Raw genomic sequence first — 26,565 nt, 5'->3', positions numbered from 1 at the left:
ATGCCCTCTTCTAATAACCTCGTAACACAGCTTCGTGCGATTATGGCGCTGTCCGGTGGCGAAGTAAAAATACGTGGTGCAGGTTTGTGCGGCGCTGGAAATCGGGATCAAAGCTGCGCCCGGTTATATCTTCCACCGCATAGCGCTCGCTCACGGCATCATCCAGTTTAAAGCGACGCTGGTTATTCGAAAACACCAAGGTTCCGCCGGGTGCTAAGCGTGCCATGGCAAGCTCCACTAACCGCGGATGGTCACGCTGTACATCAAGGGTATCGCGCATTTTCTTGGAGTTGGAAAACGTCGGCGGATCCATAAAGATAAGATCGAACTCAGCATTGGCAGTCTCCAACCAGCGGAAGCAGTCATCACGCACCACCCGGTGAAGACGTGACTCCAGGTTATTCAGTGCAAAATTGTCCTTGGCCCACTCCAGATATGTGTTGGACATATCGACACTGACGCTATCGCTGGCCCCGCCCAAAGCGGCCTGCACCGTGGCGGTCGCGGTGTAGCAGAACAGGTTTAAAAAGCGCTTGCCGCTGGCCAACTCGCCCAGCATCCGCCGCACCGGCCGGTGATCAAGAAACAGACCGGTATCTAAGTAGTCGCGCAGATTTACCCATAACCGTGCATTGCCTTCCTGCACTTCAAAGCGCTCCCCACTCGCCGAACGCTTCTGATATTGGGCACTACCGGTTTGGCGCTCACGACGCTTGATATAGATCTTGCTGGCGTCAACGTTAAGCGCCTCGGGCATGACGTCCAGCGCGTCGTACAAACGCTTTTGCGCCTGAGCCGGATTGACCGAACTAGGCGCCGCATACTCTTGCACATGCACGCGGTCACCGTAACGATCTACGGCGAGGGCATACTCCGGCATATCAGCGTCATATATCCGGTAGCAGGTTTCGCCACTCTGCTTTAGCCACTTTTTAAGACGCTTTTGATTCTTGAGCAGACGATTGGCAAACATCTGCGCATTGTCTTGATGTTGTGGCGCTGCTTGGGCTACTTGAGTTACTTGGGCTGTTTGATCTTCACTACCGGCTGGCGCTTCACCGCCCTCAGCGCGAACCGACGCTTTTTCGCTAGCTGCTGGTGAATGCTCACTCCCGCCCACGTCCATCAACAACAACTTGGCGTCTAACGCACCATTCTTGAGCGCGTACTGTTTGTGTGCCCGCATTCCCAACCGGTGGCCAAGATCAGGATTGCCGGTAAACACCGCCAGCGTCCATCCGGGGAACAGGGTCTTAGCTTTTTCGCCTAGCTGGCCGTAGAGGCGTACCAGCTCTGGCAATTCGCCTAAGCGCTCACCATAGGGGGGGTTGGTGATCAGCAGGCCGCTTGCGTCCGTGAGTGTGTCAGGGCGGGTAAGCTGGGCCAAGCTCTGCCCATGCAGAGTAATCAGTGCGGGAATACCCGCTCGCATGGCATTGGCTTTGGCGGCGGTCAGCGCCGCGGGGCTCTGATCAAAACCTAGCAGTTGGGCTTTGCAACGTTTGCGACCAATCGATGCTCGCGCATCGGCTTCGCGCTTCTGCTCACGCCAGATGTCTTCATCGTGCCCTTTCCAACCATGAAAGCCAAAACGCTCACGATTCAGATTCGGCGCCTGATCGGCGGCCATCATGGCGGCTTCTATCAACAAGGTGCCTGCACCACACAGCGGGTCGATTAGAGGTTCTCCTGCTTTTAGACGCTCAGGCCATCCTGCACGCACCAAGAGCGCCGCCGCCAAGTTCTCTTTTAACGGCGCGTGCCCTACGTCGCGCCGATAACCGCGCCGGTGCAAGCTCTCGCCAGAAAGATCCAGACCAAGCGTTAAATTCATCCGGTGCAGATGCGCATAAATGCGCAGATGCGGGGTCTTGGTATCGACGTTGGGTCGCTCCTGGCCAGCTAGCTGCAACGCGTCGACGACCCCATCTTTAACGGTTTGCGCCCCAAAACGAGTGTGGCGAATATGCTCGCTGCGACCGTGAAAATCCACGGCCAACGTTTTCCCTGGCGCTAAGTGCTGGGTCCAGGCAATACGCGCGACCGCATCACGCACCTGCTCGGCGGTATCAATCATCGACTCGCGCACCAGGATCAACATCACCCGGTTAGCTAATCGCGACCATAGGCACACACGGTAGGCGACGGCTTGGCTGGCGCTAAAGTAAACCCCGGCCACGGTGGTTTTACCGGGCGTGGCGCCTAGCGCCATCAGCTCGTCGTGTAGGAGGCCTTCAATGCCCTTCGGGCAGGTGGCCAGGCAATTCAAGGGGGCGTTTTGATTCGACTCGGTCATGGTAATAGCTGCGCGTAAGAGCGCGATATTCCTATATATAGCAAATGAGTTTACGTTTTATGACAATTTGATAGTCGACAGATGACCCCATCATGGTCTAACAATAAGAGAGTAGCTACTGAAAAACGCATGCGTTTCTTGTCAGGGTCGGTTCACTATCATATCGGTAAGGTTCAATAGATTGATGGCCTGTCCCGGACTGATGACATGTAGGTGTAATTTGTACGAGTTCTCCGCATCACCCGTTCAGCCCGTGAGCGCTAGACAGTGGGGTTGATGAGGCGTCTCGCTCTTGAAACGAGCTCTCGGAATAGCGATGTTTTCGTAAAACATGTTCACGAACATTTTCGATAACATCCTATTTCTTATCAAAGGCTTTTGTGAAAAGAGGTTAGCCAATGAAACGACAAAAACGTGATCGCTTCCAGCGGGCTTATGTTCACGGCTACAAAGCGGGTGTATCGGGTCGCTCTCGCGATGATTGCCCCAGTCAAGATATCAACCTGCGCGAATACTGGATGAGCGGTTGGCGTGAAGGTCGCGGTGACCAGTGGGACGGAATGACCGGCATTTCCGGTATCCATAAAAACCCTATGGTCATGACTTAACGTTTTAGACTCACTGTTTAAAGCTCTCTACGTTTAAATGAAGGCTACGTTTAAACACATGGTTTTAAGTGAGCCCACATTTTCTAATGTGGGCTTTTTAGCGGCTGGCGTTCAGCGGCTAGCATTTTCGTCGGCCGACGTTTTCAGCGCCCTGGCGCACTCTCCTACCAACGCTGGCCCTTGATAAATCAGCCCCGAATAGAGCTGCACCAAGTCGGCGCCTGCAGCCAGTTTCGCCTTGGCAGCGGCAGCGCTGTCGATACCGCCCACCCCAATAATAGGGATATTTGGCAAGTGCTCACGCAGTTGACGAATGACCTGATTGGACGCCTCGAACACGGGTTTGCCGGAAAGCCCTCCCGCCTCGTCAGCTTGTGGGTCGCCTGTTACCGCCTCGCGTGACACGGTGGTATTGGTGGCAATAACACCATCCAGGGCATTGCGTTCAATACTGGCAGCCATCAACGCGACTTCCTCAGCGCTCATGTCCGGGGCAATTTTGATCAGCAGGGGGACATGACGATCGGCTATGTTCAACTCATTGGTACGCGCTCGAATGGGGCCCAGTAGCGCATCCAATTGCTCGCCAAACTGTAACGTGCGCAGCCCGGGCGTATTTGGCGAAGAGACATTGACCGTAATGTAATCAGCAACCGGATGTACCGCCTCTAAACAGAGCAGATAGTCATCCAGGGCATTCTCGACGGCGGTGGTCAGGTTTTTACCGATATTAATGCCGACGATACCGCGGTAATGACGCTTTTTAACCTGCTGAACCAGATGCTCAACCCCTTTGTTGTTAAACCCAAAACGATTAATGATCGCCTCGTGCTGGGCCAAACGAAAAAGCCGGGGCTTGGGATTTCCCGGCTGAGCGTTGGGCGTCACCGTGCCTACCTCAACAAACCCAAACCCAAGCGCCCCCAACGCATCCAGGTGGTCTGCGTTCTTGTCCAGCCCAGCGGCCAGGCCAACCCGGTTGGCGAACGTGAGCCCCATCAGCTCAATAGGGTCCTTGACCGGCTGGCCAAACAGCCGCGCCACCCCACCCACGCTATGCAATGTTTCCAGCGCGTTCAGCGCTATGCCATGCGAAACTTCTGGATCAACGCGAAAAAAAAGTGAGCGGGCGAGGTTGTACATGAGAAACGTCTCTCCAGGGCAACAAGGCAGGTGGCTTAGCGAGCGGCGCACAGTATAGCGCAAACCCTGCTTCAATCGCAGAGAGCAATCGCAGAGAGCAATCGCAGAGAGCAATCGCAGAGTGCACGCAGAGAGCATTGGCGCAGAACGCTTCGCCACAGACAAAAACACCGCGCCCCATGGGGCGCGGTGGTCGTTTACCGGATGGAAAGATCGACGGTTACGCTTCGCTATCGCTCTCAGCGAGGTCAACCAACTCGCGTACCGCGACGGCGAAGAGTGCAAAGCCCCCTTCACTTCCGCCCCGCACCTCTTCAATAAGACGGCACCAGCGGCGATGAAGATCGGCGTGCTGATCCAACCACTGCGCTACCCGCTCCTGGGTATCGCGACTCCCCGCCTCAAGCTTCAGCACGCTGGTGGTCAGGGCAAGCTGCTGGCGCTCAATGTCGTCGCGGAATGTTTCGCGCGCTTGCGCCTGCCAGGCGTCACGCACTTCGAGCTGCGTTACCTGTTGAATCATCCACGGTAGTTCCAGGCGACTGCCAATTTCGTATAGCACTTCCGCCACCCGCTGCGGTTTCTCGTTGGTCAAGCGTGCTGCCTGGATAATGCCTAGCCCCGCATAGAGGCTTGACGCCGCCGCTACGGTGGAGGCCAATGCGTCGGGAACGCCAGCCTCTAACAGCTCGTCACGACGGGCGCTCCAGGCGCTAAGCTCTTCTCCCCGGAGTAGCTCACCAATGCCTTCTTGCAACTGCGCTAGGCGCGGGGCGAAATACTCAACCGTATCCTGAGTCGAGAGGCCCAAGTGCTGGCGCAGGAACCAGCGTGAGGCACGCCGAATCAGGCGCATCAGATCGAGCATCATGGAGTACTGAATGCGGTTCGGCACTTGATTATCAAGGGCTTCAATCTGCGCCCATAGACCCGGCAGATCGAAGCTATCACGTGCCACGATATAAGCACGTGCAATATCGGCGCGCCCTGCCCCGGTTGAGTCCATCAAGCGGCGGACAAACACGATCCCCATGTGGTCTACCAGGTCGTTGGCAACCTGGGTAGCCACAATTTCACGTTTTAGCCGGTGCTCGTACATTTCGTTTTTGAAACGTTCCACCAACACGGAGGGGAATAGCCGCTCCAGGTGGCGGTGAATATACTGATCATCCGGGACGTCAGAGGTAATCAGGTCACCTTTCAGGGTACTCTTGGCGTAGGAGATCAGCACCGACAGTTCAGGCAGTCGCATTCCCTGTTCGTTGCTGGCACGCTCTTTAAGCGTCTCATCGGTGGGGAGGAACTCCAGCTCGCGATCGATCTGCCCCACAGCTTCCAGTTCGCTAATAAAGCGACGATAAGGCCCCATCGCCTGATCCGAGAGGATAGCCGATAGATCCAGCGCCTGGCTTTGACGATAGTTATCCAGAATAACCAGATCCGCTACTTCATCGGTCATTTCCGCTAACAGCTGGTTGCGCTGCTTATCGGTCATATCGCCGCGCTTGACCACTTCATCAATCAATATCTTGATATTGACCTCATGGTCAGAGCAGTTAACGCCGCCCGCATTGTCAATGAAGTCGGTATAAACGCGCACGCCTTTCGCAGCGGCTTCCATACGTCCGCGCTGGGTCAAACCGAGGTTGCCGCCCTCACCGACCACGCGACAGTTCAGGTCGTTGCCGTTGATGCGTAGCGTGTCGTTGGCTTTATCGCCCACATCGGTGTCGGTTTCGTCGGAGCCCTTCACATACGTACCGATACCGCCGTTCCAGATTAGATCGACCCTGGATTTCAGCATGGCGCGAATCAGCTCATTCGGCGACAGGCGATGCTCGGTAATGCCGAACACCTGCTGCATTTCCGGGGTAATCGTAATCGACTTGGCGCTGCGGCTGAAGATACCGCCACCGGCGGAGATCAATTCCTGACTGTAGTCTTCCCAGCTTGAGCGAGGCAGTGCAAACAGCCGGTGTCGCTCGGCAAACGAGGCTTCAGTGTCCGGATTGGGGTCGACAAAGATATGCAGGTGGTTAAATGCCCCTACCAACTGAATCTTGTCAGATAGCAGCATGCCATTACCGAAGACATCCCCCGCCATATCGCCGATCCCTACCACGCTGAACGGGTCGCGCTGGGTATCAAGGTCGAGATTTTTGAAGTGACGCTTGACCGACTCCCAGGCACCGCGTGCGGTAATGCCCATTTTCTTATGGTCATAGCCGTTAGCGCCGCCAGAGGCAAACGCATCGCCCAGCCAATGGCCGTATTCCAGCGATATCTGGTTGGCAATATCCGAGAAGGTAGCAGTGCCTTTATCGGCAGCCACCACCAGGTAAGCGTCGTCCTCATCGTGACGAACCACATTCTCTGGAGGTACCACGTCGCTACCCACCAGGTTATCGGTCACATCCAACAACGCGCGGATAAAGATTTGGTAGCAGGCGATACCCTCTTGCTGGGTGACTTCACGGCTGGCGTTTTCCGGCATGCGCTTGCAGACAAAACCGCCCTTGGCACCCACCGGGACGATAACAGCGTTCTTCACCTGCTGTGCTTTTACCAGCCCCAGCACTTCGGTACGGTAATCTTCAAACCGGTCCGACCAGCGCAAGCCACCGCGGGCGACTTTACCGCCGCGCAGGTGGACACCTTCGACCCTCGGCGAGCAGACAAAAATCTCATACAAAGGGCGCGGCTTGGGCATACCGGTCACTTTGGACGGTTCAAGCTTATAGGCAATATAGTCTTTAAAGCGGCCGCCCTCGGCAAGCTGGTAATAGTTGGTACGCAGCGTGGCGAGGATCAACTCCATGAAGCGACGGAGCAGCTGGTCATCATTAAGACTGGCCACGCCTTCCAGGCGCTCATTCAAGCGGGCGATGCACTCATCCGTCGCGTGGTTCTGCTGCTCGGGATCAAAGCGCAGCCGGAACAGCTCGACTAACTCGCGAGTAATCTCGGGGTAGTTGGCAAGCGTGGCGGCAATATAGTCCTGTGACATGCCAAAGCGGATCTGCTTCAGATAGCGGGCATAGCCACGCAGCATGGCCACTTCACGCCAATCCAACTGCGCACCAATAATCAGTCTATTGTAGGCGTCGTTTTCAGCTTCGCCGGACCAGATACGCTTAAAGGCTTCGGTAAACACGTCGCGCATATCGCCAAGGCTGACATCCGCCCCGCTATGCTCAAGCTCAAAATCGTGAATCCAGTAGCGCTGTTCAGGGGCATTGATATCGTAGGGACGCTCGCCAATCACCCGCAGGCCGAGGTTTTCCATCATCGGCAACACGTCGGAAAGCGGGATCTGTGATTCGCGGTGGAACAGTTTCAGATTAACGCCACCGCCCTGCTCTTCCAGCGGGCGATAGAGCGACAGTGATAAATCATCGCCATTATTAAGTGTTAGCAGATGCTGAACATCAAAGACCGCCGTGCGGGCGGAGAAGTCTTCCCGGTAGCTGGCGGAAAACGCCTCGCGGAATCGATCCATCTGGTGATTCGCTTGCTCTTCACCAAAGCCTTCAATCATGGCGCTGTGTAGTTCATCGCGCCAGCTGCGCGCCAGTTGCGCCACTTTGTTCTCAAGACGCTTGAGATCATAGTCGCTGGGGGAGTCGCCGTTAAAGCGCAGTATCAACTGAATACGCGCCAGCACCGACTCTGACAAATAGGTATTGAAGTCGCCAAAGTGAGCATCTAGATCGTCACACAACACGTTTTGAATGCGCTGACGAAGGTCCGTGGAGAATACGTCACGCGGCACGAACACCAGGCAGGAATAAAACTTACCGCTGATATCGGCACGAATAAACAGCCGAACCTGGCGACGCTCACGAATATTGAGAATGCCCAGCGATGTGCTGGCCAACGCCTCGGTTTCAATCTGGAAAAGATCATCCCGCGGGTAGACCTCCAGCACCTGCAATAGCTGCTTGCCGTTGTGCCCTTGCGGGTTAAAACCGGCAATATCCATCACGGCTTTCAGTTTACGACGCAGCAGCGGTATATTGCGCGGCGACTCGTTATAAACCGTCGAGGTAAACAACCCGAAGAAGCGGCGCTCGCCAATGACATTGCCGTCGTCATCGTAGCGATCAACGGTAATATAGTCGGGATAGGTGGGGCGATGAACCCGGGAGTGATGGGCGCTTTTGGCAAACGAGAGCAGTTGAGGTACCAATACGTAGTCGTTGTGCTCATCAACGCCTTCTTCGGTACGAATACGTTCGCAGTAGCGTGGTTGATCCAGCCGGAAAACACCCAGCACACTATCGCTATCGCGCTGTAACTCGCCGCTTTCCAGATGGTACTCATCGTAGCCCAGGAAGGTAAAGTTATCCTTGAGCAGCCACTCTAGAAACGCAATGGCCTCTTCGTGGTCGTCGGGATCAATTTGCGGTGGGCAGTTTTTTTCAAGCTCTTGAATCGAAGCGGTAATTTGCGAGCACATGGCATCGTAATCATTCACAGCCGTACGCACGTCTCGGAGTACTTCGTGCAGGTTGCGTTCGATTTTCTCAAGCATCGTCACGTCGGTATGACGGTCCACTTCAATGACGATCAGTGACTCGCGCGACTCGGGAGCATTCTCTTCCCGCGGCGAGGTCAGCGCTTGTAGTTGGTGGTTTTGATCGCGACCGACGGCCAGCACGGCATTTTGAATCGCGTGAACGGTCAGCCCATGACGGTTGAGTTCAATACGTACCGAATCGACCAGAAACGGCATATCTTCATGCAAAACAGCCACAAAGGTATGCGTCGACTGCCAGCCGTGCTCTTCAAAATCGGGGTTAAACACCCGTACCTTGGGGCTTTTCGGATCGTGGTGCTGTAAAAACTGCCAGATGGACAGCGTTGCGCCATACAGGTCGTCGAGACGACGATCCACTAGGTCCTCCACCGGCACGGTGGCATAAAAGTGTCGAGCAAAGGCGTCTACAGTGGCGGCACGAGCTGGCTCTAACCGCGCATATAACCGTTCCTGCAACTGCTTTAAAAGATCTTGCCGACTCTCTTCAATCGCAACGTAGTGCATCCATCACCTCGACTGCCTAGGCCATTAACAGGCCAAAAAACGAAGGACAATAGGCCTTTAGGCCAGTATAGCGTCTAGCTTACGCTACCTATTGTCGTGTCCCTAATCACCTAACGTGTTAATCATGACGCATACCGCTTTCGCATCACGCCTGTCGCAAAAACGCTAGCCATCGCGCCGCTTTAATAACACCCCACACTCACAGTGATCGGTAAACGGAAACTGGTCAAACAATGCAAAGCGCTCAATACGATGAGTCTGAGTCAGTATGGCCATGTTGTCAGCCAATGTGGCCGGATTGCATGAAATATAGACGATATGAGCGTATTCGCTTAGCTGATGACAACTTTCATCATCTAACCCTGCGCGGGGCGGGTCTACCAGCACGGTGGAGAAGGCATAGTTTTCCAGCGCCATTTCCGCTACCCGACGCCCCTGTTTCTCGCCCTTCAGCGCCTGCGCGAACTCTTCCGCTGACATGCGGGCAACATACGCGTTGGTGACACTATTAGCGTCCAGGTTGACGTTGGCACTAGCGACCGAGGTGCGTGAAATTTCCGTCGCCAGGACGCGGCGGAAGTTCTCGGCCAGCGCAATAGTGAAATTGCCGTTTCCGCAGTAAAGCTCGACCAGGTCCTCATTGCGGTCTTTAGGCAAGCCCTCTTGCTGACCGCTGCCCGTCACTTCCCGAGCCCAGGAGAGCATTGTCTGGCAAATATGCGCATTCGGCTGGGTAAAACTGTTTTCGACCTGCTGATAATGCAAGGTGCGGCCATCGACCTCAAGTCGCTCCCACACGTGGTCGCGGGTCAGCACATGACGCTGCTTACGCGAGCGGCCAATGATCATGATGCCGAGCTTGGCTTCCAGCTCTCGCGCCTCGCGCTCCCACTCATCGCCTAAGGGGCGATGATAAATCAGCGTCACTAACGCCTCACCGGATAAGGTCGTTAAGAACTCCACCTGGAACAGCCGCCGACGCAGCTCGTCAGATTGAAGACATGCCTCACGCAGCTGCGGCATTAACTGATTAATACGCTCGCTAGCCACGGCGTACTGATCGAGTCGAATGACACGCTTGTTTTTAGGATTTTCCGGATCCACTTCGAACATGGCGTAGTAAAGATCGTCATCTTCGTGCCATATACGAAACTCGCAACGCTGGCGGTAATAACCCGGCGGAGATTCATACACCTCTAACGCTGGCGGCTTAAACGAGGCAAAAGTACGCTCAAGATAGTCGCGTTTAACGCTCAATTGTTCGGCATAACGCTCGGGGTCTACAACGGGAATTGCCAAGGCGGCTCCTGTTAAATTCAATCAGTACACATTCAGTCAGTACAAATTTAGTCAGTACGAATTCACTCAGCACGAATCCAGTCAGTACAAGACAGCTCATTGCCAACATGAGTACGGCATCTAGCAACGCTAGACACCCACACGCAGCAGTTGGGGCGCGGCAAAGCCATAATGCGCAAAGCCAGCGATTAACCTGTCAGCAGGTGCGGTGGTAAAGCATCGCCCATCCCCCTGCCCACTGCCCACGTCAGCGGTTACCTGGGCCACACGGCGGGCAATGGCATCACCCGAATCGACCCACTGCAGGGGCGCTGGGGCAAGCTGCATCAGCCACGGCTTCAACAACGGAAAGTGGGTACAGCCCAACACCACGGTATCCAACGCCGGTACCGCTGACGTTGAGGGCATCACAGCGTGCCACAGCGGTGCGAGTGCAGCCTGCATGTGCTCACTATTGGGCGCACCGCCGGCCACATACGTTTCTGCTTCAATCACCAGGGCATCAGCAGCAACGGGGGTAATAACACAATCGCTGGCAAAACTATCAATCAAACGTTGCGTATAAGGCCGGCCTACCGTGGCTTTCGTGGCGAGCAAGCCGATATGGCGTGTCTGACTCATCAATGCCGCAGGCTTGATCGCGGGCACCGTGCCCACCACCGGCACCGTCAACTGCGCACGTAATAGCTCTAGTGCCAGCGTGCTTGCCGTGTTGCAAGCCACCACCAGTACACTGGGCTGGCAGGCCTCAACGGCAGCTCGACAGACCGCGACGATGCGACCAGCCAACACGGCGTCGTCGCGTAAGCCATAAGGTAACCAGGCATTATCACAGGCGTAGCACATGGCGGCATCAGGATAGTGCTGACGCAATGACTGCGCGACCGACAGGCCACCCACGCCGGAATCAAAAATCAATACGGGGCCTTTCATGACTCTTTCTGCATCACAGTCCTTGCTGTATCAATCAACCTCAGGATGAACGGTGCATAATCCGCTACCCATGGCCACACCCTAAAAAACGGGGCAGCCAGTTTAGCATGCCCCGCTTTGGTTTTAATTGATTGCCGTGCGTCTGGTAAGAGCGATCGAGCGTGCTATACAGCCGGCACGTCAGCCCCACGTAGCTCGGCATAGAGCTCAGGGTAGGCTTCCTGCAGACGCTCTAGCTCATCTTCAGCCCCCTCAGGTAAGGATTGGCGCAACTCCTCCATGTCTTGCTCGCTAAAGTGCTCATCAATCAGCGGGAAAAGACCCTCACGTTCATGGCGAAGATAGCTCCGGTGCGCCTCCAGGTACGCTTTCAAGTCTTCAGCAAAGCGATCCATCGGCATGACATTATCCATCAAAATCATATCGATATCGCTGGATAAGCGCTGAAGACGCGGCTTCAACTCACGATACTCAATTGCCATCTGTTCGGCCAGCGCCTTATGTTCGGGCGCCTGTGTCTGCAGTCGCTCCACACAAACACGTTCCAGGGGCGTCGCAAAACCGTCCATATAGGACAAAATGTAATCGACCACTTCACGCATCAGCTGGAAGTTGGGCCGCTCACCTTGAGCGAGGGTTTTCTGCTTTAGCTGTAGCACATGCAGTAATCTCGCCATGTTGGCATGATCTAGGCGCAGTTGGTTTAACATCGAACCGTCTCCTTTATTGGGTCATGCCTGCCATTGAGCCTATCGGTCAACGACATGCGATCATCAGCGCGTGGTAATCAACACATCGTGTCGCTAACGTCTATCTTAACCTGAAGGTAGCGACACTAACGGGGGTTATTATTCACGGTTATCAACAACGTTTATCATTACCTGCATGCAACAACAATGCCTCTTATGGCGCTATGCTAGCAAGCATACCTTTCTGATAGGTTACGCCCAAGGTAGTTCGCCAGGGCGTGATTTACCACTGTCTCTTGTGGCTACTTTGCTGCTCAACGTCCCGATTTACAACGGAAGTACACATGGATCTTTTTGATAGTGCCCAATCAGTTCCGGCTGATGACGCCCCATTAGCCTACCGTATGCGCCCTCGTCATTTAGACGATTATGTGGGCCAACAGGCGCTGGTAGGGCTGGAAAAACCGCTACGTCGCATGACGGAATCCGGCGTGGTGCGCTCGATGATTTTATGGGGGCCGCCAGGCGTTGGCAAAACCACCCTGGCAGAGCTTTTGGCCCGTGCCTCCGACGCTCACCTGGAGCACCTCAGTGCGGTGATGGCAGGAGTAAAGGAGATTCGTGCCGTCGTGGAGCGCGCCCAACAGATGTCATCAACGGTTATTCTCTTTTTAGATGAGATTCACCGTCTTAACAAGAGTCAGCAGGATGCGCTGTTACCCCATGTGGAATCGGGATTGCTGACGCTGATTGGGGCCACCACGGAAAACCCTTCGTTTGAAGTCAACTCGGCACTGCTTTCCCGGGCGCGCGTTTACGTACTCAAAGCCTTGAGCCAAGAGGAGTTGATGACCGTCATGCGTCAAGCGCTCAACGATGCTGAACGCGGCCTGGGCAAGCGTGACATTAGCGTTAATGATGACGTACTAAGCGCTCTGGCTCACGCCAGTGCAGGCGACGCTCGCCGGGCGCTGGGACTGTTGGAAACCGCCTGCGATTTTACCGTTCAGGAGGCAGACCGAGAGGTGTTGTCCAAGGACGTGCTTGCCGATGTAATCGGCCATCAAGCCAGCGCCTTTGATAAACAGGGTGATGCCTATTACGACCTGCTGTCGGCGATCCATAAATCGATACGCTCATCACGGCCCAATGCGGCGTTGCTTTATATGGCGCGCTTCATTCAGGGCGGGGGCGACCCACTGGACGTCGTGCGCAGATTAACCGCCATCGCCTCTGAGGATGTCGGTAACGCCGATCCTCGTGCGCTACCGCTGGTGATTGCCGCCTGGGACGCCTACCTGCGACTTGGCGACTACGAAGGCCAGCGAGCCATTGCTCATGCGGCGATTCATTTGGCAGTGGCACCCAAAAGTAACCGTATAGACCGCGCCTGGAGTGCAGCCAAGCAGTATGTCAGCAAGCAACCTCAGGTGGAGGTGCCGACCTACCTACGCAACGCGCCCACCAAGTTAATGGAGCAGTTGGGCCATGGTGAAGGTTATCGCTATGCACACAACGAACCCGACGGCTATCCCGCGGGGAGTGCCCACGACTGCTGGCCTGAAGAACTCCCTAAGGCCGACTTTTTCAAGCCAAGCGCTATCGGCCAGGAGAAACGCTTTGGGGAAATCATGGCGTGGCGGGAAAATCGTGACCAGGAAGCAGATCAGGCGCCCTAAGGCGCCTGATCATCTATGCTCTCGATGCTTTACAGCTCTTCGCGGATAACATCGGTTCCTTCGGGGATATCAAAGTCGAAGATGGTCGGGTCGATACGGCCATTACTGGTAATGTTACTGAACCTTATTGCCGTGCGCTGACCAGTGCTGTCCATCATCCACAGTTCCGTCAGTGTCTCCGCTTCGAATACCAAGCTTAACTCTTCAAACAGGGTGTCGGCAGAAATAGGCACCAGGGTAAACATATCGCCTGCGTCACTCTGCTCGTAGAAGACCTCATAGCTGCTGGCTAAATCGTCTACGCTGCCTGACAGCAACAGTGCTGGGGTATGGGTAACCCGGTCATCCATAGCTTGAACAGTAACCTGCTCAAGATCGGGGTCATACATATACACATCGTCGCCGTCGGAAACCACCGTTTGCGAATACGGCGCTTCCACTTCCCAACGCAACATCCCTGGGCGCGACAGCCACATTTCGCCACGCGCACTTTGCAGACGCTCGCCACTACCATCCAGAATCTGCTGCTGAAAGTCGGCTTGATAGTTTTCAAGCGGCTCCAGCCGTTCGGTCAAACGTTCCGCGGCGTCATCCGCCCATGCCGGGGCACCAAAGGTTAGCCCCAAGGCGCTTGCTGCAAATACCAGGGGTGAAGGTCGTTGGGTTTGCTTATCGCGCATGTGATCTCCCTAGGCAGCGTTGCCAGATAATAATGCTAAAGGTCGGCGTAACCGTCCATGTGATAATCAGACGTGAAAAACGCCGCGAGGTTTCACTCGCGGCGCGACTTTCACGCTTATTGCATATTTGTGTTTCTACGTCTTGGCGCGTGAAGCCAACGACCGGGTCGAGCGTTAGCTGCCCACCGGAGGCGGCGCCAGCACTTCACGTGCGCCGTTAGTGCCCATCGAGGTGACCACGCCCGCGCCCTCCATGGCTTCTACCAAGCGCGCGGCTCGGTTATAGCCAATTTTGAAGCGCCGCTGTACCGCAGAAATCGACGCCTTGCGCGTTTCGGTAACGAACTGAACGGCCTCGTCGTATAGCGCGTCCTGCTCGGCATCATCACCATCGCCCCCTTCCGCCTCAAGGCCGGTGAGCGCATCGGCGGACACCCCTCCAGACAGTATCTCTTCGATATATTCAGGCGTACCCCGGCGCTTCCAGTCGTCAACGACGCGGTGAACTTCGTCATCATCCACAAACGCACCATGAATACGGTTAGGCGGCCCCGACCCTGCAGGCAGGTAGAGCATATCACCGTGTCCCAGCAGGCTTTCAGCACCGCCTTGATCGAGAATGGTGCGCGAATCAATACGTGATGACACCTGAAACGCCATTCGCGACGGTATGTTGGCTTTAATCAAGCCGGTCACGACATCCACTGACGGGCGCTGGGTAGCCAGAATCAAATGGATACCGGCAGCACGGGCCTTTTGTGCCAGACGTGCAATGAGCTCTTCGACTTTCTTGCCGACGATCATAAACATATCGGCAAACTCATCGATGACCACGACGATATAGGGCAGTTTTTCCAACACCGGGTGCGGCTGGTGGATCTCCCACGGCTGCGGCTCCCAAAGCGGATCTGCCACCTGGGCACCGGCACGCTCAGCTTCATCCAGGCGACCGTTAAAGCCTGCAATATTGCGCACACCCATGGCAGCCATGAGCTTGTAGCGTCGTTCCATTTCAGCCACACACCAGCGCAGGCTGTTAGCGGCTTCTTTCATGTCCGTTACCACCGGCGCCAGAAGATGCGGAATACCGTCATATACCGACAGCTCCAACATTTTCGGGTCAACCATGATGAGTTTGAGCTCACTCGGCTTTGCTTTCAGCAGCATCGAGATCAACATGGCGTTGACCCCAACCGATTTGCCCGACCCGGTGGTACCGGCCACTAATAAGTGCGGCATTTTACCCAAGTTGGCCACCACGGGGCTGCCGCCGATATCCTGACCCAGCGCCATGGTGAGTGGCGACGTTTCCTGCTGGTAGCGGTCGGAGTCGATGACTTCACGTAGCCGGATCATGGCGCGATTAGGGTTGGGGATTTCAATCCCCACCGTGGGGCGCCCCGGTATCACTTCCACCACGCGCACACTCTTCACCATCAGTGAACGCGCCAGATCTTTGGCAAGGTTGCTAATTTTAGAAACCTTGACGCCGGCGGCAGGCTTGATCTCAAAACGGGTGATGACCGGGCCAGGCCAGGTATCCACCACTTCCGCTTTCACGCCGTACTCACGCAATCGCACTTCCAGCAACTCGGCCATATCGGCCAACTGCTCGTCGGTGTAGTTAGGCTGGTGCGGCTCCGCCGGGGTTAACAATTGCAGGCTCGGCACCTCGCCCTCAGGCTCGTCCAGGGTTTCAAACGCTGGACGCTGGCTCTGCAGGTGCTCGACGGTCCAAAGCGCGGGCCCTTCATCGCTCTCTGGTACGCTTTCTTGCGACGCAAACGTAGGCTCGTAACGCGCGGCAGGGGCTGGCGTCGGTTGCGCAGGAATGGAATGCGCTTCGTCGCTAGCCTCGTCGTCCATCTCCTCATCATCCCACACCGGCTCGGGGACGACCTCTGCTACACGCTCAGGCGCGCGGGGGGGCGTGTGTGCAGCGCCAGGCGCGGGGTCGCTGCCATCGTTGTGTTCAGGCCTATACGCCGTTGCGCCAGGCTCGCGGCTAACTGGCTCACTGACAGCCGGTTCGCTAACTGGCGTTTCGCTAATAGGCGTTTCAACGGCAGCCGGTTCATTGAACGCTGGTTCGCCAATAGGCGTTTTAGGCATTTCACTGGCAACCGGCTCACTGAACGCTGGTTCACTGACATCTGGTTCACGCAGCGTTGGCTCACGCTCACGGCCATATAACGCGGTGTCGTAGCTGCTGCTGGGCTCGGCGCTGAACGATGGTTCACGCCTGCTATTAGCAGATGCCTTCTCGACAGGCGGCACTTCTTGCGTCGCCTCGTCATTAATAAACATGCCAGCCGGTGCTGCTGGTTCATCTTGACGCGATGCGCGCAGCGGAAAGTCGCGAGCTGGCTCTGACTCTCCAGGTTGCTCCACAGGTGCCGTTTCGGCAGGCGGCTCGTCAGCGGTAACAAAAGCATTTTCACGCGGCGTTTTCTCGCTCGGCACGTGTTGCTGCGGCTCTTCTGCGGTATCAGTGACAGGTTGAGCCGTGGTGGTCGGCGTCCTTGTCGATGCAGGCGCTTCAAGCTGGGCGGTTGAGGAAGCGGCTTTGTCAGGCACGTGCTTATTGCTTGAAAACGCCGCGGCTTCCCACGGAATCGAAGTATCGCCAGCGTCACTCTCCGCCACAGAAAAGCCGGGCTCACGCCGCTCGCGGCCAGTACTGCTTTTCGCTACTGGCTCAGGGTTGCTCTCAACGCCAGTGTTTTGCTCGGGCTTAGCCGAAGGTGTCGCGGTCGGGGCTGGTTTTTTGGCGGCTTTCATCACCTTACGCTGCGCTGCGCGCTCACGGCGGGCTTGCCGGCGAGCCGAAAACCAGCCTCCCAAGCGACATGAGCGCTTACCCAGCTCATCCGCCACCTGCAGCCATGACATGCCGCTAAACAGCGGAAAACCGCTTAGTATCAAGGCAGCGGCGATCAACCCTACCCCACCACTGCTGACCAGTGGCCTAAGCGCGCCCACCAGACCTTCTCCCAAAATACCGCCAGAGGCGTAGGGCAGTATGCTGTCAGGATGATAAAAATGCAGTGCTCCCAACATAGTGGTGCCGAACATCAGCAGCACTAACCCACCGGCATGCACGGCAATAGCGATGGGATCGAGTTCAAAACGCACCTGACGCGAACGTATCAACCACCAGGCCGCGAAGCCAAACATGCCCGGCCACCATAACGCACTGGCGCCGAGTAATGAGTAAAGCACATCGGCTAACCAAGCACCTACTTGGCCCATCCAGTTACGCACCTCCGTTTCCGGCCCCTGATAGGACCAGCCAGGATCGGATGGGTGGTAACTAAATAGCGCTAGCAGTAAGAAAACACATAGCGCCAGCATTACCACCACTACGCCTTCCCGCACAGAACCTTGTAAACGCAGGCCAAAACGACGAGCCTTATCCTTCGCGGCGTTCACACGCGCTGAAGAAGCCGATGATGGTGTTTTACGCCCGCTATGCTGCGTTCGCTTGTTTACCGCTTTATTCACTTTCAAGCGACTCTCCCCTTGCACCTCAATGGCGTCTTTAAATCCACTTGCGAGTTTGTATGATACCGAGCATCCTTCCGTCGTCACAGAGCGGCTCATTAAGTGGCCTAGCACCATGTGTCGTACAAGAACGTCGTAACAGGAGCAAGTAATGCTACCTTGGCTTTCATCGCCACATCCTACTTTTCCACCAACTGCTACCGCCCTGGATCAGCCTAACGGACTACTGGCGGCAGGAGGCGAGCTCACCCCCGCCTGGCTGGTAAACGCCTACCGTCACGGGATATTCCCATGGTTCAGCGACGAAGACCCTATCTTGTGGTGGAGCCCTGACCCGCGCATGATACTCCTACCTGAGCAATTTAAGCAGCGTCGTAGTCTAACCAAACGCTTACGCCATGGTGGCTTTCATCTCACCGTGGATCAACACTTCGATCAGGTTATTCAGGCCTGTGCCGCTCCCCGTGACGAAGAGGCAGGCACCTGGATCACAGCCGAGATGCGTGATGCTTACAACCGCCTACATAGCCTGGGCATTGCCCATAGCATAGAAGTCCATCAACACGGCCAATTGGTTGGCGGTCTGTATGGCCTTGCCATGGGGCCGGTGTTTTTTGGCGAGTCGATGTTTTCACGCGCACCGGATGCCTCAAAAGTAGCACTAGCCCAATTAGCCAGAGCCATGCGCGAGCATGGCGGAAAGCTTATCGACTGTCAGATGCACACTCCACACCTGGCAAGTCTGGGCGCTATTACAGTCGCTCGCGAGTCATTCATCAACTATCTTAAACACTGGTTACCCGACAATCTGTTTTCGTGTCACTCATCCTCGGCTGAGGCACCAACGGTTCCAGCGTCGCGTTGGCTTAACGCCATTACCGACGAGGGAAGCGCATGGTGACGAAATGAGCCCATTTTATACAGGAGGCAAGCCTTGAGCAGTAATACGCCGCGTCGCCCGGTGCGGGATTTGCGCTTCTTCCTTACGGTGCCTCATGCGTGCAGCTACCTGCCCGGCAAAGAAGCAACGACGCTGTTTCTCGACCCTCAAGAATCCCCGGTGCCGGGTGTTTACGATTCGCTGGCGCTGCTAGGCTTTCGCCGCAGTGGGCGCCACCTTTATCGACCTCATTGTGAAGGATGTAATGCGTGCTGCTCGGTGCGCATTCCGGTTGAGCAATTTTCAGCCAACCGCACTCAGCGCAAAGTGTGGCGCCGTAATGCCGATATTAGCATTCGCGTCGTGCCGGCTCATTTTTCAGCGCAGCACTACTCGCTTTATGCTGATTATATTCGTCAACGTCATCCAGATGGCGATATGTTCCCACCCAGCCGCGAACAGTATCGTACGTTTCTTACCCTTGATGAACCCTACGCTCATCTAATGGAAATGTATCTTGAGGACGAGCTGGTGGGGGTGGCTGCTTTTGATCAGCTAGAACATGGCCTATCGGCCATTTATACCTTTTTTGCAGTTAACGAGAGCCTGGATAAGCGTTCACTGGGAACCTTTGCTATTCTACAGCTCATTGAGCTGAGCCGAAAAAAAGCGCTCCCGCATCTATATTTAGGGTATTGGATCGAAGAGTGCCGTAAAATGCGCTACAAGCAGGCTTTCACGCCGCTGGAAGTTCTCGACGGGCGTCACTGGCGGCCGTTAATTCGTTAAACATGTCAGCTTTTTTGCCTTGCTGGCAGGCTTACGGCACAATATAGCGCTGATTCTTGAGCGCCCACCTTGCGGCACTCAAAGTTTGACTGATAGATACATTACTAACTCATAAGTGAGGAAATGCCTATATGGCACGCGAAGATCATATTGAAATGGAGGGCGTTATCGTCGATACCCTTCCGAACACCATGTTTCGTGTTGAGCTGGAAAACGGTCATGTGGTTACCGCTCACATTTCTGGCAAGATGCGCAAAAACTACATTCGCATACTGACCGGTGACAAGGTAAAAGTAGAGCTGACGCCTTACGATCTTTCCAAAGGCCGTATCGTTTATCGTTCGCGCTAAAGACTAACGCTCGCGCTAAACGCAGTGCTCGCTAGAAACAACAACGCCCCGTCGATGACAGGGCGCTGATGTAGCGACTAACACCACCTGCAGCAGGTGGTTAAAAAGCGGTCTTAGCGCGCTTTTCAGGGCGCATCGGCCATTTCAGCCTCGGTAGAAAGATGCAGTTCGCCTTCTTCCAGGCTGACATGCACAATACCGCCGCCATCTGCCAACTCGCCAAACAGTATCATCTCGGCTAATGGCTTCTTCAGCTTCTCTTGAATGAGACGCGCCATCGGGCGTGCGCCCATATCAGGATCGTAGCCTTTATCAGCCAGCCAGTCCCTCGCCATATCGTCCACATCCAGCTGAACACGCTTCTCATCCAATTGTGCCTGTAGTTCGACCAGGAACTTGTCGACCACATTGCGCACCACCGAGACAGGCAGCGCGTGGAACTGAATGATGCCATCCAGGCGGTTACGGAACTCGGGCGAGAACGTCCGACGAATGACTTCCATCGCGTCGGTTGAATGATCCTGATGCTGGAAACCAATTGAGCGGCGCGATGCCTGCTCAGCCCCTGCGTTCGAGGTCATGATCACGATAACGTGGCGGAAGTCCGCCTCACGACCGTTGTTATCGGTCAGGCGACCGTGATCCATCACCTGCAGCAGCAGGTTGAAGACTTCAGGATGCGCTTTCTCGATTTCATCCAAGAGCAATACGCAGTGAGGCTGCTTGGTAACCGCTTCGGTCAATAAGCCGCCCTGGTCATAACCCACATAACCGGGGGGAGCACCGATCAAACGCGATACGGTGTGTCGCTCCATATACTCAGACATATCAAAGCGAACCAGCTCAATGCCCATGATATGCGCCAATTGCTTAGCAACCTCGGTTTTACCAACCCCTGTTGGACCTGCAAACAGGAAGCTACCAACCGGCTTGTCTGGCGACTTAAGCCCAGCACGAGACAGCTTGATGGCCGCAGACAGACCATCAATCGCTTCATCCTGGCCGAACACCAGCATCTTCAGGTCACGATCGAGCTTTTCAAGCAGCTTACGATCAGAGCTGGACACGCTCTTCGGCGGAATGCGCGCGATCGATGCCACCACGGCTTCCACTTGCTCAACATCGATGGTGGTTGCGCGCACTTCCGGCGGCAATAGACGCTGGTGGGCGCCTGCCTCATCAATGACGTCGATTGCCTTGTCGGGCAAGAAACGATCATTAATGTAGCGATCCGCCAACCGTGCTGCGCTTTCAAGCGCTCCGTCGGTATATTTCAACTCGTGGTGCTCTTCAAAGCGAGAACGCAGGCCTTTGAGTATCTTGATGGTGTCGTCAACAGAAGGCGCCATTACATCCACTTTCTGGAAGCGCCGCGCTAACGCACGATCTTTCTCGAAGATACCGCGGAATTCCTGGAACGTGGTAGACCCAATGCAGCGCAACTCACCCGAAGAGAGCAACGGCTTGAGCAGATTGGATGCATCCATCACGCCACCAGACGCGGCGCCGGCACCAATCACGGTGTGAATTTCATCAATGAACAACACCGCATTGGGCTGCTTACGAAGTTCACTCAGCAGGCCTTTGAGGCGCTTTTCAAAATCGCCGCGATATTTAGTGCCTGCCAGTAGCGCGCCCATGTCCAGCGAATAAACCACCGCATCGGCGATAACATCGGGTACGTCTTCTTCGACAATACGTTTTGCCAAGCCTTCGGCAACTGCGGTTTTACCCACGCCAGCCTCGCCGACTAACAACGGGTTATTTTTACGCCGACGCGCCAGTATCTGGACGACGCGCTCAAGCTCATGATCGCGCCCAATTAGCGGATCAATCTTGCCCAGCCGGGCCTGTTCATTCAGGTTGGTGGCATAACCGGTAAGCGGGTGAGCGCCACCTTCGCTACTGCCCTCTTCCACGTCTTCACTTTCTGAGGAGGGCGAAGGAGATGGGCCGTGGCCTGCCACTTTGGAAATACCGTGAGCGATATAGTTGACCGCGTCGACGCGCGCGACGTTTTGCTGCTTGAGGAAATATACCGCCTGGCTTTCCTGCTCAGAAAAGATCGCTACCAATACGTTGGCGCCGGAAACTTCACTTTTACCAGATGACTGTACGTGGAAAACCGCACGCTGTAACACACGTTGAAAACCGAGCGTGGGCTGTGTTTCTCGGTCTCCCTGACCTTCAGGGATCAGCGGAGTCGTCGAGTTAATAAAATCCTGCAAATCGGACCGCAGCTTGTCGAGGTTAGCCCCGCATGCTTTCAGTACGTCTACTGCTGAGGCATTATCCAGCAACGCTAGCAGCAGGTGCTCAACGGTCATAAACTCATGACGCTTGGAGCGCGCCACAGTAAAGGCCGTGTTCAGGGTCATTTCAAGTTCTTTGCTCAGCATGGCAGTCCCCTTTTCGCTACTACCTAGGGCGTATCGCCACCTAGGGCTTGCGTCGGATCAGTTTAATCGACCGGCACTCTCAACATCGGGTACAAATGGCACTGTTGCAAGCCTCACCACCAACTTTTTTATCAACGATTTAATCAGCGGCCTCAATATCACTTATCAACGGGTGCTCACATTCCCGGGCATACTCATTTACCTGATAGCTTTTTGTCTCGGCAATATCGCGCGTAAAAATGCCACAGGTGCCCTTTCCTTGGGTATGTACCGCAAGCATGACCTGTACGGCCTTCTCGCTTTCCATGTTGAAAAAACCTTGCAGTACTTCAATGACGAATTCCATTGGCGTGTAATCGTCGTTATGAAGTACCACCTTATAAAGTGGCGGCTGCGCCAGCGCTGGTTCCGCTGACTGCACCGCTAAATCACCATCATCATTGGGCATCGTTGGCTGCGTCATTCCCACTATCGTGGGCAAGGCAGTCACGTATGAACTCTCTAAGTTGGACATAAGCAGCACGGTTGGTTGTCTCAAGACTGACCGGTGGTGGCGTCAAGTGTCGCGATGACTAGTTAATTACTAGCTAAGACGCTGCCGATCAGCAAGGGTTCATGGAAAATCTAAAATATCACAAGGTATCGAGGCGGGTGCAATACAGAAATACCCCATCCGCTTCGCGGATGGGGGTTAATGGCCACGCATCACTAGGCGTGATTAGCCTTTGGCCACCATTGATAAAGCACTATTGAAGGTCTTGCTTGGACGCATCGCTTGGCTCGTTAGCGCATGGTCAGGGTGGAAGTAGCCTTTGATATCCACTGCCTGCCCTTGCACGCTATTCAGCTCGTCGACGATCGTCGCTTCCTGGTCTTTAAGCGTTTCGGCCAAACGACCAAATAGCGCTTTCATATCGGCATCTTCACCCTGTTCGGCCAAGGCCTCTGCCCAGTATAGCGCCAAATAGAAATGGCTACCGCGATTATCAAGCTCACCCACTTTGCGTGACGGCGACTTGTTGCTGTCGAGGAATTTGCCGTTGGCTTGATCAAGCGCCTTGGCCAGCATGGTTGCCCGAGCGTTATTGAAGGTGCTGCCCAGATGCTCAAGGGAGGCTGCCAGCGCCAGGAATTCACCCAGCGAATCCCAACGCAGGTGGTTCTCTTCAATTAACTGTTGAACGTGCTTGGGCGCAGAACCACCCGCTCCCGTTTCAAACAGGCCGCCGCCATTCATGAGCGGTACAATCGAGAGCATCTTGGCGCTGGTGCCCAGTTCCATAATGGGGAACAGGTCCGTCAGATAGTCACGCAGCACATTACCGGTAACGGAAATGGTATCTTCGCCCTTGCGGATACGCTCAAGCGAGAAGCGCATGGCGTCTTCCGGGGTCATGATACGAATATCCAGACCAGCGGTGTCGTGCTCTTGCAGATAGCGTTCTACTTTCTTGATCAGTTGAGCATCGTGGGCGCGCTGCGCATCCAGCCAGAAAATCGCGGGTGTGCCGCTGTCACGAGCACGATTGACCGCCAGCTTGACCCAATCACGCACCGGCGCATCCTTGGTCTGGCACATACGCCAGATGTCACCCTGTTCAACACTGTGCTCAAGCACCACGTTGCCATTGGCATCGGTGACGCGCACGGTACCGTCGCTCGGGATCTGGAACGTCTTGTCGTGAGAGCCATACTCTTCAGCTTTCTGCGCCATCAGGCCCACATTGGGCACGCTACCCATGGTAGTTGGGTCAAACGCACCGTGCTGTTTGCAGTCTTCGATCACCGTTTGATAGATACCGGCGTAGCAGCGATCGGGAATAACGGCCTTTACGTCGTGCAGTTGGTCATCGGCACCCCACATCTTGCCGGAGTCACGGATCATTGCAGGCATGGAGGCATCAATGATCACGTCGCTGGGCACGTGCAGGTTGGTGATGCCTTTATGAGAATTCACCATCGCCAGGCGCGGACGCTCGGCATAAAGTGCCTGGATCTCATCTTCGATCTGGGTTTGACGCTCTGCGGATAACGATTTAACCGCTGAGTAGAGATCACCAATGCCGTTATTGGGATCAAAGCCTGCCTGCTTCAGCTCATCGGCATGCTTGCTCAATACGTCCTGATAAAACTCGCTGACCACCATGCCGAACATGATCGGGTCGGAGACCTTCATCATGGTCGCTTTCAAGTGCAGCGAGAACAGCACATCCTTTGCTTTCGCGTCAGCAATTTCGTCAGCCACGAAACGACGCAGCGCGTTACGGCTCATCACCGCACCATCGACCACTTCGCCTTCCAGCACGGACGTTTTCTGCTTGAGCACGCGCGTGCTGCCGTCTTGAGCTACCAGCTCAATTTTAAGATCAGTAGCGCTTTCGATCAGCGCAGATTTCTCGCTGCCGTAAAAGTCACCTTCGCTCATGTGAGCTACGTGTGATTTGGAGTCGCTGCTCCACTCGCCCATGCGGTGCGGGTATTTACGGGCGTAATTCTTAACCGACAGCGGTGCACGACGATCAGAGTTGCCTTCACGCAGTACCGGGTTAACCGCACTGCCTTTGGTTTTATCGTAGCGCGCCTGAACATCCTTCTCTTCATCGCTCTGGGGCGATTCTGGGTAATCAGGCAGCTTGTAACCTTGCTGCTGCAGCTCTTTAATCACCGCCTTTAACTGGGGTAGCGAGGCGCTGATATTGGGTAACTTGATGATGTTGGCTTCGGGCGTCTTGGTGAGCTCACCAAGTTCCGCCAGGTGATCGCCGATCCGCTGCTCTTCGCTTAAATAGTCGGGAAACTGAGCGATAATCCGAGCGGCCAGAGAAATGTCGCGTGTCTCTACCTGAATACCCGCAGAATCGGTAAACGCATCGATAATCGGCAGCAGGGAGTGCGTCGCGAGCGCTGGCGCTTCGTCGGTGAGCGTATAGATGATCTTCGGCGTTTTGGTCATTTTTGCGTTAACCTCTCTCTTTTCGCTGCGATGGCAAGAAATCTTGAGCGGAGCGCTGACTCAACGATGGGCGCCCCATCAGGTAGGCAGGAGTATACCAGCGCTGCCCGCCGTGCGCATTGTCGACATGTTGAGCTCATTGCGCCCTTAGCAATAAAAGCCAGCCAGTAAAGACAGTAACGTCAGAACGTAACGTCAGTGACCAGAGTAACGAGATGCCATGAGCAACCTCTATCTACTGCATAAGCCTTTTCAGGTACTTAGTCAGTTCAGCGACCGAGAGGGGCGCCAAACGCTGGCGCACTATATTGACGTCAAGGACGTATACCCGGCGGGGAGGCTTGATTATGACTCGGAAGGCCTACTGCTGCTCAGCGATGACGGCGAGCTAATTCATCGCATTTCGCACCCGCGCCACAAACAGCCAAAAACCTATTGGGCTCAGGTCGAAGGGCAAATCAGCGACAGCGCACTAAAAGCGCTTCGCCAAGGCATTACGCTGAAAGACGGGGCGACCCAGCCAGCCAAGGCCCGCCGAATAGAGCCGCCGACCACCGCCCCCCGCCAGCCGGCCATCGACCCCAAGCGACATCCGTCCACCAGTTGGCTGGAACTAACGATCAGCGAAGGCCGCAACCGCCAGGTACGCCGTATGACCGCGCATGTGGGTTTTCCCACGCTGCGCTTGATTCGCACCGCCATTGGCCCCTGGCGGCTGGACGACCTGGCCCCCGGCGAGTGGCGCAAAGAGACCCTACACGCCCCCAAACCTTCAACCACGCCAACGCGTCGGCGCACGCGGCCCGGTGCACAGCGTAAGAAGCCTTTATGACTTCGATACACAGCACTGCAGCCTGCGTCATTAAGCGGGATGATCGCTATTTAATGGTCGAAGAGCAGCGAGGTGGACCGCACACGGTGTTCAATCAACCCGCTGGGCATGTCGAACCAGGCGAAGGGCCGGTCGCGGCCATCTTGCGGGAAGTCAAAGAAGAGACGGCTTGGCGCGTATCGCTAACCGGGTATCTAGGGCTCTATGTATTTCACACCGAGGCTGGGCAAACCTTTCATAGCCATGGTTTTATAGGCGAGCCTCTCGATCAGCTCGATCTCGCTCTCGACCCCGACATCATGGCAACGCACTGGCTCACGCTTGAGCAAATACGTGCCCTGGATCATGAGGGGCGCCTGCGCAGCCCGCTGGTGCTGAGGCGAATTGAGGATGCGCTTGGCGGTCCTTGTTACCCGCTGGCGGTGATTCGCGAGTGAAGTACTCAAAGCCATCCTCCATCGTGTATAATTGCCGCCCAATTGCATAC

18 protein-coding genes are annotated in these 26,565 nt (G+C 55.4%); 7 read left to right on the top strand and 11 right to left on the bottom strand.

The window, feature by feature from the left end; genetic code table 11:
• Nucleotides 1-40 precede the first annotated feature (40 nt).
• Complete coding sequence (gene rlmKL, locus ACFFLD_RS08625) at nt 41-2,296, bottom strand: bifunctional 23S rRNA (guanine(2069)-N(7))-methyltransferase RlmK/23S rRNA (guanine(2445)-N(2))-methyltransferase RlmL (protein ID WP_386039157.1); 2,256 nt, start codon at nt 2,294-2,296, stop codon at nt 41-43.
• Nucleotides 2,297-2,694: 398 nt separating this feature from the next.
• On the opposite strand from rlmKL, the gene rmf reads away from it, so the two are divergent.
• Nucleotides 2,695-2,904 carry a ribosome modulation factor gene (rmf, locus tag ACFFLD_RS08620; protein ID WP_035577708.1) on the top strand — a complete coding sequence of 70 codons (210 nt, stop codon included), beginning with the start codon at nt 2,695-2,697 and terminating at the stop codon, nt 2,902-2,904.
• A 111-nt stretch (nt 2,905-3,015) separates the two neighbouring features.
• Here rmf and ACFFLD_RS08615 read toward each other — a convergent pair whose 3' ends face one another.
• The 5 genes from ACFFLD_RS08615 to ACFFLD_RS08595 all read right to left on the bottom strand — a co-directional run bounded on the left by ACFFLD_RS08615 (nt 3,016) and on the right by ACFFLD_RS08595 (nt 12,033).
• The gene (locus ACFFLD_RS08615; protein WP_386039155.1) at nt 3,016-4,047 is read right to left on the bottom strand and encodes a quinone-dependent dihydroorotate dehydrogenase; all 1,032 of its coding nucleotides are present in this window, start codon (nt 4,045-4,047) and stop codon (nt 3,016-3,018) included.
• A 220-nt stretch (nt 4,048-4,267) separates the two neighbouring features.
• On the bottom strand, nt 4,268-9,091 hold the full coding sequence (locus ACFFLD_RS08610; protein WP_386039153.1) for an NAD-glutamate dehydrogenase: 4,824 nt from the start codon (nt 9,089-9,091) through the stop codon (nt 4,268-4,270).
• 165 nt (nt 9,092-9,256) lie between these two features.
• Nucleotides 9,257-10,390 carry a tRNA (uridine(54)-C5)-methyltransferase TrmA gene (gene trmA, locus ACFFLD_RS08605; RefSeq protein WP_386039151.1) on the bottom strand — a complete coding sequence of 378 codons (1,134 nt, stop codon included), beginning with the start codon at nt 10,388-10,390 and terminating at the stop codon, nt 9,257-9,259.
• 129 nt (nt 10,391-10,519) lie between these two features.
• Nucleotides 10,520-11,323 (bottom strand): glutamate racemase, encoded by an 804-nt coding sequence (gene murI / locus ACFFLD_RS08600; RefSeq protein WP_386039149.1) that lies wholly within the window; start codon nt 11,321-11,323, stop codon nt 10,520-10,522.
• Nucleotides 11,324-11,487: 164 nt separating this feature from the next.
• Complete coding sequence (locus tag ACFFLD_RS08595) at nt 11,488-12,033, bottom strand: hemerythrin domain-containing protein (protein WP_386039147.1); 546 nt, start codon at nt 12,031-12,033, stop codon at nt 11,488-11,490.
• 323 nt (nt 12,034-12,356) lie between these two features.
• Between ACFFLD_RS08595 and ACFFLD_RS08590 the strand changes: the two genes are divergently transcribed.
• Nucleotides 12,357-13,691, top strand: a complete 1,335-nt coding sequence (locus tag ACFFLD_RS08590) for a replication-associated recombination protein A (protein WP_386039145.1) — start codon at nt 12,357-12,359, stop codon at nt 13,689-13,691.
• 29 nt (nt 13,692-13,720) lie between these two features.
• Here ACFFLD_RS08590 and lolA read toward each other — a convergent pair whose 3' ends face one another.
• On the bottom strand, nt 13,721-14,371 hold the full coding sequence (gene lolA, locus ACFFLD_RS08585; RefSeq protein WP_386039143.1) for an outer membrane lipoprotein chaperone LolA: 651 nt from the start codon (nt 14,369-14,371) through the stop codon (nt 13,721-13,723).
• Between the two features lie 174 nt (nt 14,372-14,545).
• Nucleotides 14,546-17,881 carry a DNA translocase FtsK gene (locus ACFFLD_RS08580; protein WP_386039141.1) on the bottom strand — a complete coding sequence of 1,112 codons (3,336 nt, stop codon included), beginning with the start codon at nt 17,879-17,881 and terminating at the stop codon, nt 14,546-14,548.
• Nucleotides 17,882-18,026: 145 nt separating this feature from the next.
• Between ACFFLD_RS08580 and aat the strand changes: the two genes are divergently transcribed.
• The 3 genes from aat (at nt 18,027) to infA (ending at nt 19,894) form a co-directional block, all read left to right on the top strand.
• The gene (gene aat, locus ACFFLD_RS08575; RefSeq protein ID WP_386039139.1) at nt 18,027-18,776 is read left to right on the top strand and encodes a leucyl/phenylalanyl-tRNA--protein transferase; all 750 of its coding nucleotides are present in this window, start codon (nt 18,027-18,029) and stop codon (nt 18,774-18,776) included.
• 33 nt (nt 18,777-18,809) lie between these two features.
• Complete coding sequence (locus ACFFLD_RS08570) at nt 18,810-19,544, top strand: arginyltransferase (RefSeq protein WP_386039137.1); 735 nt, start codon at nt 18,810-18,812, stop codon at nt 19,542-19,544.
• Between the two features lie 131 nt (nt 19,545-19,675).
• Complete coding sequence (infA, locus tag ACFFLD_RS08565; RefSeq protein ID WP_007111068.1) at nt 19,676-19,894, top strand: translation initiation factor IF-1; 219 nt, start codon at nt 19,676-19,678, stop codon at nt 19,892-19,894.
• Between the two features lie 125 nt (nt 19,895-20,019).
• On the opposite strand, the gene clpA is transcribed toward infA, so the two are convergent.
• The 3 genes from clpA to ACFFLD_RS08550 form a co-directional block, all read right to left on the bottom strand.
• The gene (gene clpA, locus ACFFLD_RS08560) at nt 20,020-22,293 is read right to left on the bottom strand and encodes an ATP-dependent Clp protease ATP-binding subunit ClpA (protein WP_386039132.1); all 2,274 of its coding nucleotides are present in this window, start codon (nt 22,291-22,293) and stop codon (nt 20,020-20,022) included.
• A 139-nt stretch (nt 22,294-22,432) separates the two neighbouring features.
• A complete protein-coding gene (clpS, locus tag ACFFLD_RS08555; RefSeq protein WP_386040415.1) occupies nt 22,433-22,741 on the bottom strand; it encodes an ATP-dependent Clp protease adapter ClpS in 309 nt (102 codons plus the stop codon).
• A 270-nt stretch (nt 22,742-23,011) separates the two neighbouring features.
• Nucleotides 23,012-25,246, bottom strand: a complete 2,235-nt coding sequence (locus tag ACFFLD_RS08550) for an NADP-dependent isocitrate dehydrogenase (RefSeq protein ID WP_386039131.1) — start codon at nt 25,244-25,246, stop codon at nt 23,012-23,014.
• 220 nt (nt 25,247-25,466) lie between these two features.
• Between ACFFLD_RS08550 and ACFFLD_RS08545 the strand changes: the two genes are divergently transcribed.
• Nucleotides 25,467-26,078, top strand: coding sequence for a pseudouridine synthase (locus ACFFLD_RS08545; protein WP_386039129.1), 612 nt, complete (start codon nt 25,467-25,469; stop codon nt 26,076-26,078).
• Nucleotides 26,075-26,515: an NUDIX hydrolase gene (locus tag ACFFLD_RS08540; protein ID WP_386039127.1), complete on the top strand. Its 441-nt coding sequence runs from the start codon at nt 26,075-26,077 to the stop codon at nt 26,513-26,515. Before ACFFLD_RS08545 ends, ACFFLD_RS08540 begins: the two co-directional genes overlap by 4 nt.
• Nucleotides 26,516-26,565: the final 50 nt, after the last annotated feature.

The organism is Vreelandella sulfidaeris (assembly GCF_042429665.1).
GTDB lineage: Bacteria > Pseudomonadota > Gammaproteobacteria > Pseudomonadales > Halomonadaceae > Vreelandella.
The sequence above is the reverse complement of the archived record's forward strand: the minus strand, read 5'-3'. Positions and strand labels throughout refer to the sequence as shown.

What these genes read in the sequence shown, in the direction of transcription:
- rlmKL (WP_386039157.1), bottom strand. Translation starts at nt 2,296, where the DNA reads ATGACCGAGTCGAATCAAAACGCCCCCTTGAATTGCCTGGCCACCTGC.
- rmf (WP_035577708.1), top strand. Translation starts at nt 2,695, where the DNA reads ATGAAACGACAAAAACGTGATCGCTTCCAGCGGGCTTATGTTCACGGC.
- ACFFLD_RS08615 (WP_386039155.1), bottom strand. Translation starts at nt 4,047, where the DNA reads ATGTACAACCTCGCCCGCTCACTTTTTTTTCGCGTTGATCCAGAAGTT.
- ACFFLD_RS08610 (WP_386039153.1), bottom strand. Translation starts at nt 9,091, where the DNA reads ATGCACTACGTTGCGATTGAAGAGAGTCGGCAAGATCTTTTAAAGCAG.
- murI (WP_386039149.1), bottom strand. Translation starts at nt 11,323, where the DNA reads ATGAAAGGCCCCGTATTGATTTTTGATTCCGGCGTGGGTGGCCTGTCG.
- ACFFLD_RS08595 (WP_386039147.1), bottom strand. Translation starts at nt 12,033, where the DNA reads ATGTTAAACCAACTGCGCCTAGATCATGCCAACATGGCGAGATTACTG.
- ACFFLD_RS08590 (WP_386039145.1), top strand. Translation starts at nt 12,357, where the DNA reads ATGGATCTTTTTGATAGTGCCCAATCAGTTCCGGCTGATGACGCCCCA.
- lolA (WP_386039143.1), bottom strand. Translation starts at nt 14,371, where the DNA reads ATGCGCGATAAGCAAACCCAACGACCTTCACCCCTGGTATTTGCAGCA.
- aat (WP_386039139.1), top strand. Translation starts at nt 18,027, where the DNA reads ATGCTACCTTGGCTTTCATCGCCACATCCTACTTTTCCACCAACTGCT.
- infA (WP_007111068.1), top strand. Translation starts at nt 19,676, where the DNA reads ATGGCACGCGAAGATCATATTGAAATGGAGGGCGTTATCGTCGATACC.
- clpA (WP_386039132.1), bottom strand. Translation starts at nt 22,293, where the DNA reads ATGCTGAGCAAAGAACTTGAAATGACCCTGAACACGGCCTTTACTGTG.
- clpS (WP_386040415.1), bottom strand. Translation starts at nt 22,741, where the DNA reads ATGCCCAATGATGATGGTGATTTAGCGGTGCAGTCAGCGGAACCAGCG.
- ACFFLD_RS08550 (WP_386039131.1), bottom strand. Translation starts at nt 25,246, where the DNA reads ATGACCAAAACGCCGAAGATCATCTATACGCTCACCGACGAAGCGCCA.
- ACFFLD_RS08545 (WP_386039129.1), top strand. Translation starts at nt 25,467, where the DNA reads ATGAGCAACCTCTATCTACTGCATAAGCCTTTTCAGGTACTTAGTCAG.
- ACFFLD_RS08540 (WP_386039127.1), top strand. Translation starts at nt 26,075, where the DNA reads ATGACTTCGATACACAGCACTGCAGCCTGCGTCATTAAGCGGGATGAT.